Raw genomic sequence first — 8,839 nt, forward strand, 5'->3', positions numbered from 1 at the left:
ACAGGCCGCAACCCAGCATGGCAAGGGCAATGACCAGGTTGACCATGTGCTGGCCTGAAAACACCACGGGTGCGCCCTGGAACAGCCGGAACTTGTATTTGCCCGACAGTTTTCCGAAAGCAATCACTGATCCCGAAAAGGTGATGGCGCCGACAAAGGTGCCAATGAACAGTTCCAGACGATTGCCTACCGGTATGGGCGAGCCCACTGTAGTGATGCCGAAGGCGTGCGGCTCGGCCACGATGGCCACGGCAATGGCAACAGCCGCCAAGCCTATCATGCTGTGCATGAAGGCGACCAGTTCGGGCATTTTGGTCATTTCGACGCGTTTGGCCATGACAGTGCCGACGGTTCCGCCAACAAGCAGGCCCAACAGTACCCAGCCCAGGCCTATGCCGGCTTTGCCGTCGGCGGCCAGGCTGACGATAAGCGCCGCCGTCGTCAGTACGGCAATTGCCATCCCTGCCATGCCGAAGGCGTTGCCACGCCGCGAGGTGGTCGGATGCGACAAGCCTTTGAGCGCCTGGATGAAACACACCGAGGCGATCAGGTAGAACATGGTGACCAGATTGATGGAGATCATGCCTTGTCTCCTACAACGGTTTTCTTATCTTTTTTCTTGAACATCTCCAGCATGCGTCGTGTGACCAGGAAGCCGCCGAATACATTAACGGCGGCCAGCGCAACGGCAAATACCCCCATGTAGCGCGCCAGGCTGCTTTCTGTCAGGGCGGCAGCCAGCATCGCTCCCACGATGACGATGGCCGAGATGGCGTTGGTAACAGCCATTAGCGGCGTGTGCAGGGCGGGGGTGACATTCCACACCACATGAAAGCCCACATAAATGGCGAGTACGAAAATAATGAAGTTGATGAGGGTAGGGCTTACGGCTTCCATCAGGCGCTCCTTAACACTTTGCCGTCCGTGCACATTAGGCAGGCGGTGATGATTTCATCGTCTTGTTGTATGGCCAATTGGCCTTCGGCGTTGGCAATGAGCTTCATGAAGTCCAGTACGTTGCGCGAGTAAAGCGCAGAGGCGTCGGTGGCGACCATGGCGGGCAGGTTGCTGTAGCCAATGAGCGTGACGCCATGCTTTTCGACGACCTGGTCTTTCTCGGACAGCGGGCAATTGCCGCCGCGTTCGACCGCCAAGTCGACAATGACGGATCCGGGCTTCATGGCTTGTACGGTTTCGGCGCTGATCAGCACCGGAGCCGGGCGGCCGGGAATAAGCGCGGTGCTGATGACAATATCGGCCTGCCGGCAGCGTTCGGCTACCAGGGTTGCCTGGCGCGCCATCCAGGACGCGGGCATGGGCCGTGCATAACCGCCCGTGCCTTGTGCTATTTCGCGTTCTTCATCGGTTTCGAAAGGAACGTCGATAAACTTGGCGCCCAGTGATTCGATTTGCTCTTTGGCCGCAGGCCTCACGTCGGAGGCTTCGACCACTGCGCCCAGGCGCTTGGCCGTTGCAATGGCCTGCAGGCCGGCAACGCCGGCGCCCAGCACGACGACGCGAGCCGCCTTGAGCGTGCCGGCGGCAGTCATCATCATGGGGATGAGCCGGCCATACTGATTGGCGGCCAATAGCACGGCTTTGTAGCCGGCCAGGTTGGCCTGGGATGACAGCACGTCAAGGCTTTGCGCGCGGGTAATGCGCGGCGCGGCCTCCAGAGCAAAAGCGGTCAGTCCGGCGGCGGCCAGTTCTGCTAGGCCGTCCGAATTGAACGGGTCGAGCATGCCGATCAGGACTGCGCCCTTTTTCATGTGCTGGCGTTCCTGCGCATCGGGAGATCGCACTTTCAGGACGATGTCCGCGCCTAGCGCTTGAGCCGTATCGACCAATTGCGCACCGGCCTCGACGTAAGCCTCGTCGGGGTAATGTGCCGCTGCCCCCGCCCCACGCTCGACCAATACGGTATGTTGGTTTGCCAGGTATTTCTTTACTGTTTCGGGCGTTGCGGACACGCGCGCCTCACCGGCCGCGCTTTCACGCGGGATTCCTATTTGCATAAAGCCTCTCCACCATTGCGATTTTACTTTTGATGGCGTTTACTATACCTGAACTATTTACCGGAATTAACTGTCTTGTGGACGAAAATCCTTTAGACTCGAAGTGACTTAATGTTTGGGAGGTGAATATGGGGCTTTTAGACTCAATCGTGTCCGCGATGGGCACAGCAAATCCGCAAGCCGGCGCACAGGCATCGTTGCTGCCTGCACTAATCGAGCAAGTTCAAAATTATCCGGGCGGTTTGCCAGGGCTTATTGAAAAATTTCAGCAAGGGGGCTTGGGCCAAGTAGTTGCGTCTTGGATGGGCAGCGGTCAGAACGAGCCCGTTTCTCCGGACCAACTGCAGTCGGTATTGGGGGATGGGGTGGTCAATAATCTGGCGCAAAAATCGGGTCTGGATGTCGGCTCGGTGTTGAGCACGCTTAGCGTCATGTTGCCCAGCCTGGTTGACCAAGCCACGCCTAATGGCGCGGTTGACGCCGAAAAGGGAATTGACAGCTCACTATTGGGTTCGCTGTCCGGCATGCTGGGCAAGTTGTAATCCAGCTTGGCGAGTCGGTCCGATCGCCGGATTATGCCCCCTTGGGTGCATAATCCGGCGATAAAGCGGTTATGCCTGGCTAGCTGCTAATGCTTGTTCAAGGTCGGCCAGAATATCATCGATATGCTCAAGGCCGATCGACAGGCGGACCAAGTCTTCACCCACTCCGGCTGAAGCAAGTTCTTCCGCATTCAATTGCCTGTGCGTGGTCGAGGCCGGGTGGCAGGCCAGGGATTTCGCATCGCCGATATTAACCAGCCGAAGAATCAGCTTGAGCGCATCGATGAAGCGTGCACCAGAAGCGCTGCCGCCCTTGATACCGAAACATAGAATGCTGGCTGGCTTGCCGCCGAGGTACTTTTGCGCCAAGGCATGTTCGGGATGGTCGGGCAGGCCGGCATATTGCACCCACGCAACCTGATTATGCTTTTGAAGGAATGTTGCTACTTTCAGTGCGTTTTCGGTATGACGCTCCATGCGCAATGCCAGGGTTTCGATGCCTTGCAAGATCAGGAACGCATTGAAAGGAGAAAGTGCCGCGCCGGTATTGCGTAGCGGCACGACCCGGCAGCGCCCGATGAAAGCCGCGGGGCCGAACGCTTCGGTGTAGACCACGTCATGGTAAGACGGGTCGGGTTCGTTCAGCATGGGAAAGCGTTTTTTGTTTTCGGCCCAGGGGAATTTGCCAGAGTCAACGATGGCCCCGGCGATGGTGGTGCCGTGACCACCCATGTATTTGGTTAGCGCATGTACAACAATATCGGCGCCATGCTCGAAGGGGCGGCATAAGGCTGGCGATGCAACGGTGTTATCCACGATCAGCGGCACCCCGTGACGGTGGGCAGCATCGGCGATGGCCTGAATATCGATGATATTGCCCGCAGGATTGCCGATAGTCTCGCAAAACACCGCTTTGGTGTTGTCGTCAATCAGGGCTTCGAGTGCTGCAACGTCGTCGTGCGGCGCGAACTTGACGGTGATGCCCTGACGGGGAAATGTATGGGCAAAGAGGTTGTAGGTGCCGCCGTACAGCTTACTGACAGACACAATATTGTCGCCAGCTTGTGCGATAGTTTGGATGGCATAAGTAATTGCCGCCATGCCCGAGGCCACTGCTAACGCGGCAACGCCGCCTTCCAGGGCGGCGACGCGCTCTTCCAGCACCGCATTGGTGGGATTCATAATGCGGGTGTAAATGTTGCCGGGAACCTTCAGATCAAACAGGTCTGCTCCATGCTGGGTGCTATCGAACACATAAGAAGTGGTCTGGTAGATAGGCACGGCCGCGGATTTGGTGGTGGGATCGGGCTGGTATCCCGCATGGATGGAGAGTGTTTCGAATTTCATGTCTCTAGTCTTTTCCATTGAGTATTGAGAGGGCTGTGACAGTACAGCAATCGTAACGGGCTATTTGATCTAACTATAGAATATTGTTTGATTTCAATATAGCTGATAGTAATAAATGCCGTGAAGGGTTCCAGTCTTGGTACTCTACGGCATCTCATATAGAAAAGCTTGCGTCGCGCTGAATAATATTCGCGACTTGAGGTAGCATTCTAGATATTCCGCAGTTGTATCGTGCCGGGGGGCTCTCCCGTGGTTTTAGAGGCCGTAAATGAAAGTTTGGTTAAAACGGGTACTGATCAGTCTCGTCGTGGTGTTCTTGGTTGCGTTGGTAGGTATTGCAATCTTCCTTCTAACATTTGACCCGAACGCCTATAAAAGCAAGCTCGAGGAAATTGTCTATAACCGATATCAGCGCACCTTGGCAATCAAGGGTGATATCGAGTTATCGCTATTTCCACGGATTGGCTTGTCTGTTCAAGGCGTATCCCTGTCCGATCGAAACAGCACCGATACCTTTGCCTCGCTTGATACCGCGCGGTTTGCCGTCGCCATCTGGCCGCTAATGTCCAATCGCCTGGTGGTTGATCACGTTGCTGTCACCGGTTTCAAGGCATGGTTCATTCGCGACGAAGACGGGGTGTTCAATTTCCGCGACCTGGTCGAGCGCCGGCCGATAACCACGGCCTTGAAGGTGCCAATGGCGCCTGTCGCCGCTTTGACGACGCCGGTGTCCGGCAGTTCGGTAGCGGCACAGCCCACGCAGGCTCCCGAACCTAGAAAAATGCCGGCGGCACTCGCAAGCCATGAGGCATCGGGTACCGATTTCCAGATAGATATCGCCGGGCTTGACTTGAAGAACGGGGAAATTCATCTGTTTGACAAAGTCACGGGCTCGGTGGCACGTATCGTAAAACTGGATGTCAACACCGGACGCATGACGTTTGATCAGGCTTTCGATGTCGCGATGAAAGGCAAGCTTATCGGCGACTTTCCCGTTGCAGACGCCAGTATCGAAGGTCAGGCATTGGTCAAGATCAACCCTGATCAACAAGATTACTCGGCCCAAAAAATCAATGTGCTGGTAAGCGGCAAGCTTGGCGACCTGGAAGCCAAGTCGGCGACGTTGCGAGGCAATCTGGCATATAGCGCTTATTCAGAAATGTTCAGTGCCAGCAATGTCGAGCTTCTGGTGCAGGGCGAACTTACAGGCGATACGCCAGTAAAGAATCTGGAAACCAGCCTGATCGCTCCTCAATTAAAGGTGGATCGCAGCCAGGCCGAATTGCAGGTTGAAAAGCTGGCATATCGCGCCAAAGGAAACCTGCCGGACCAAAGCTTTGATATCGCTTTCGATGCGCCCAGTCTTTCCGTATCGCCCGAAGCGGCCAAAGGCGAACCCGTCTCTGGTACCGTCAAGTTGCGCGGAGAGAATGAGGTATTGGGCGTTGCTTTGGGCTTAAATGGCATAGGCGGCAATGCCCAGAAGTTGAGCCTTAAAGAATTGAAGATAGATGGCGGTTTGAAGCAGGGCGATCGCCTGGTGCAGGTCAATTTGACATCGCCCGCCGCCTGGGATGCTTTCGAGCGTAAAGGGGCCTTATCTGCCATGAAGGGCGACGTCAGAATCGAAGACGCCGCTTTGCCGGGCGGCAGCTTTGAAATTCCGTTCATAGGTAGCCTGCAGGCCGATCTCGTCAAAGACGAAGTCGTTAGCGAAATCAACGCCGTGCTTAGCAGCAGCAAGCTGGATTTCAAATTCTTGGCGACGCATCTGCAAGATCCCAAAATCGGTTTCAACCTGACCGCAGACAAGCTGGATTTCAACACTATCTTTCCGCCCGTAGTACCTAAGGCGCCGGTTGTCCCGGCCAAAGATGGCAGCAAGCCGCCAGCGGAACCTGCGCCCAAAGCGGCAGAGCCCGCTAAGCCCGTGCCAGCCGCTGTTCTGGATTTGTCTTTCCTGGATTCCCTGGACGTCACCGGCAACATTGGTATTGGCGAACTCAAAATAAAGGACGTGCAAGCCAAGCAGTTTGCCGCGGCGCTCAGGGCGGTCGACGGCAACTTGACCATCGCGGGGATTAAGGCCGATTTATACGAAGGCAAACTGGACGGAAAGCTGACTGCGAATTCCAAGAATGTCCTGGGCGCCGACCTGTCGCTTACCAACGTAGCCCTTGAGCCATTGTTGCGGGATTTGTCCGGGGAAGAACGATTGCGCGGCCAAGGTACGGTGAAAATCAAGGTCGATAGCCAGGGCACCACTGTGCCGGCGTTTAAATCGGGCTTGACCGGTGTGGTCCAGGCGCGCGTACGTGATGGCGCCATCAAGGGGATAGACGTGGGCCAAACCTTGAGCGAAGTCAGTGCGGCAGTGCGCAACATGTTTAGCGGTCAATTGCCCGAAGTGGCGACCCGATTCGACTTGGGGCGTCAAACCACTTTCAAAAATTTTGATACGGTCATCGAATTCACCCAAGGGCAGGGAACGATCAAGAAATTGACGCTCGACGCCCCTTTGCTGCGGATATCGCAAGGCACGCCGGCTTCCCTGGACATTGTCAACGAACAGTTGGATCTCAGTATCAATGTTCGCAGTGTCAATACTCAAGATGGCAAAGGGTTTGCCGAACTCAGAAATGTCGCCGTTCCGCTGCGCATTTCCGGGCCCTTCGACAACTTGGGTTATCAGGTGCAATGGAAGGACATTGCCAGCAAGGCTGTGAAGGACGCAGTGCAAGGGGGGCTGATCGACTTGCTGTCCAACCAGGTGGGTAACGCACCAGAAGCACAGGCGTCTCCAGAATCGCCTATTCCTGTGCCGCCAAAGAAACCCATGGACCCTGTAAAAAGCATAGGCGATGCATTAAAAGGATTGTTAGGCCAATGACCTCACCTCTTTATTTTCCTATCGCGGCTTGCAACGGCATCGCCAAACCCGACGCCGCTTCTTACGACAAACGATGGCTAATCGTTGATGATAATGGTGTCTGGTTGACACGAGATCAATGCGAAAAGCTGGCTGATATCAAGGTGGATGTCAGTATGGGCTGCCTGGTTATGCGGGCGCCAGGCATGCTGCGCCTGGATATTCCACTTGATGTGCTGGAAGACGACGACAGTGTGCGCGGACAGGCCCAGGTAGGCGGGCGGCCGGTTGATATTGTGGACGAGGGCGAACTGGTCGCCACTTGGGTGTCCAAGTTCCTGGAGCGCCCTTGCCGACTGGTGAAAGTGCACCCGGACGCAGGCCCTGTATTTTGGCCCCAGCAATAACGCAGGGAATCAGGCGCATCGGCGCCAAGGTTCAGGCGGGCGAAGTCAGGTGCCGGTACTTGGCCATCAGCATGTCCTGGTCTTCGGGATGGTCTAAATCGAACACAATGCACTCAACGGGACATACGACCTGGCACTGAGGTTCGTCAAAGTGCCCCACGCATTCAGTACAGTGCGAGGGTTCGATTTCGTAGATTTCCAGACCCATCGAAATGGCGTTGTTAGGGCATTGCGGCTCGCAGACATCGCAATTGATGCACTCTTCGGTAATTCGCAGAGCCATGATTTTTCCTGCAAAAGCAAACAAATAGGAACAGAGCCTGACAACCCGGCAGGGCTGCAGGCTAAAACACTAGTGTAATGCGCAACGCCAGTCGGCGCTGCATTACCCCTACTTGGATTGTTCTTGTTGTTCGCGGCGAGCCGTTGCTTTGCTGTGCAGCCATCTTTCCACGGAAGGGAATACAAATTTACTGACATCGCCGCCGAACATCGCGATTTCACGCACGATGGTGCCTGAAATGAATTGATATTGATCGGAGGGCGTCATGAACAGCGTTTCGACTTCGGGCAGCAAATGACGATTCATGCCGGCCATTTGGAATTCGTATTCGAAATCGGAAACGGCGCGCAGTCCGCGCACGATGACGCGACCATTCTGCTCGCGCACAAAGTCTTTCAGCAGGCCATCAAAGCTGTGGACTTCAACATTGGGATAATGGCCCAAGACCTCGTGGGCGATTTCTACGCGCTCTTCGACGGAGAAATATGGCCGCTTGGCATGGCTATGCGCGATACCTACTACGACGCGGTCAAACAGGCCTGCTGCGCGGCGAACCAAATCTTCGTGGCCGCGAGTCAGTGGATCGAATGTTCCGGGATAGACTGCAGTAATCATGCGGATTCCGAGTTTTCAAAAGGGAAAGAAGACGGCAAGCCCTCTTGAGCGTCGCCGGACTTAAGCTTATTGCTTTCGTTTATGTCGCGATTATTGACTTTTTTTTGCAATGCAGCAAATCGCAGAAGATGAAAATGTACATGTCCGGCCCGCGATTGGCGCAGAACCTCGAATGAAGCAGGCGCAATGACTGGCGCTTCGGATTCAATATACAGCAAGCCGTCGTCCGATAGAACCGCCGGAAGTTTGTCCCACAGACGGTCTAGCCAGCCCTGGTCAAATGGCGGATCCAGCATGACCAAGTCAAAAGGCGTGTCATTCAGGCGCTCAAGCACTATCATGGCGCTGCCGGCATGAATGCGGATATGTTCAGCTTTCAGGCGGGTTTTTAGGGCGCGCAGGGCGGCAACGGCGGCCGGGTTGCTTTCCACCATTTGCACATGGGCTACGCCGCGCGAAGCAGCTTCAAAACCCAGGGCGCCACTGCCGGCAAACAGATCCAGCACGCGTTTCTGTGAAAAATTACCTGCCCACAAGTGGTGCAGCCAGTTGAATAAGGTCTCGCGCACCCGGTCGGGCGTGGGGCGCAGCCCGGCAGCGTCGATGACGGGTATGGGGGTTCGGCGATAATCACCGCCTACAATACGTACTACATGCTTCTTCATGCGCGGTCTGGGAGCGTTTAGTGGCGTTAATCAAATATATTCGGGTAGTGTAAAACGTATGTTCAGTTTTTTTAAAAGAAAGAAGCCTTCGACTGC

10 protein-coding genes are annotated in these 8,839 nt (G+C 55.4%); 3 read left to right on the top strand and 7 right to left on the bottom strand.

The window, feature by feature from the left end; all coding sequences use genetic code 11:
• The 3 genes from ABWO67_RS17785 to ABWO67_RS17795 form a co-directional block, all read right to left on the bottom strand.
• On the bottom strand, positions 1-583 hold a 583-nt coding region (locus ABWO67_RS17785; RefSeq protein ID WP_353154177.1), incomplete at its 3' end, for an NAD(P)(+) transhydrogenase (Re/Si-specific) subunit beta.
• The gene (locus ABWO67_RS17790) at positions 580-897 is read right to left on the bottom strand and encodes an NAD(P) transhydrogenase subunit alpha part 2 (protein WP_353154179.1); all 318 of its coding nucleotides are present in this window, start codon (positions 895-897) and stop codon (positions 580-582) included. The genes ABWO67_RS17790 and ABWO67_RS17785, both read right to left, overlap by 4 nt.
• Positions 897-2,015 (bottom strand): Re/Si-specific NAD(P)(+) transhydrogenase subunit alpha, encoded by a 1,119-nt coding sequence (locus ABWO67_RS17795; RefSeq protein WP_353154182.1) that lies wholly within the window; start codon positions 2,013-2,015, stop codon positions 897-899. Before ABWO67_RS17795 ends, ABWO67_RS17790 begins: the two co-directional genes overlap by 1 nt.
• Before the next feature lie 128 nt (positions 2,016-2,143).
• Between ABWO67_RS17795 and ABWO67_RS17800 the strand changes: the two genes are divergently transcribed.
• A complete protein-coding gene (locus ABWO67_RS17800; protein WP_353154184.1) occupies positions 2,144-2,557 on the top strand; it encodes a YidB family protein in 414 nt (137 codons plus the stop codon).
• A gap of 69 nt (positions 2,558-2,626) precedes the next feature.
• Here the strand turns inward: ABWO67_RS17800 and ABWO67_RS17805 are convergent, their stop codons facing one another.
• On the bottom strand, positions 2,627-3,904 hold the full coding sequence (locus ABWO67_RS17805; RefSeq protein ID WP_353154187.1) for a bifunctional O-acetylhomoserine aminocarboxypropyltransferase/cysteine synthase: 1,278 nt from the start codon (positions 3,902-3,904) through the stop codon (positions 2,627-2,629).
• Between the two features lie 268 nt (positions 3,905-4,172).
• Between ABWO67_RS17805 and ABWO67_RS17810 the strand changes: the two genes are divergently transcribed.
• Together ABWO67_RS17810 and ABWO67_RS17815 are read left to right on the top strand one after the other, a co-directional pair.
• A complete protein-coding gene (locus tag ABWO67_RS17810) occupies positions 4,173-6,794 on the top strand; it encodes an AsmA family protein (RefSeq protein WP_353154190.1) in 2,622 nt (873 codons plus the stop codon).
• Complete coding sequence (locus ABWO67_RS17815) at positions 6,791-7,180, top strand: MOSC N-terminal beta barrel domain-containing protein (protein ID WP_353154193.1); 390 nt, start codon at positions 6,791-6,793, stop codon at positions 7,178-7,180. The genes ABWO67_RS17810 and ABWO67_RS17815 overlap by 4 nt, the downstream gene beginning before the upstream one ends.
• A 31-nt stretch (positions 7,181-7,211) precedes the next feature.
• Here ABWO67_RS17815 and ABWO67_RS17820 read toward each other — a convergent pair whose 3' ends face one another.
• From ABWO67_RS17820 to rsmD, 3 genes are all read right to left on the bottom strand, one after another.
• Positions 7,212-7,463: a YfhL family 4Fe-4S dicluster ferredoxin gene (locus ABWO67_RS17820; protein WP_353154195.1), complete on the bottom strand. Its 252-nt coding sequence runs from the start codon at positions 7,461-7,463 to the stop codon at positions 7,212-7,214.
• A 108-nt stretch (positions 7,464-7,571) separates the two neighbouring features.
• Positions 7,572-8,078, bottom strand: coding sequence for a pantetheine-phosphate adenylyltransferase (gene coaD, locus ABWO67_RS17825; protein ID WP_353154198.1), 507 nt, complete (start codon positions 8,076-8,078; stop codon positions 7,572-7,574).
• Positions 8,075-8,743, bottom strand: coding sequence for a 16S rRNA (guanine(966)-N(2))-methyltransferase RsmD (rsmD, locus tag ABWO67_RS17830; protein WP_353154201.1), 669 nt, complete (start codon positions 8,741-8,743; stop codon positions 8,075-8,077). The genes coaD and rsmD overlap by 4 nt, the downstream gene beginning before the upstream one ends.
• Positions 8,744-8,839: the final 96 nt, after the last annotated feature.

Origin of the sequence: Pollutimonas bauzanensis (genome assembly GCF_040393045.1) — a bacterium.
In the GTDB taxonomy this organism is placed as follows: domain Bacteria; phylum Pseudomonadota; class Gammaproteobacteria; order Burkholderiales; family Burkholderiaceae_B; genus Pollutimonas; species Pollutimonas bauzanensis_A.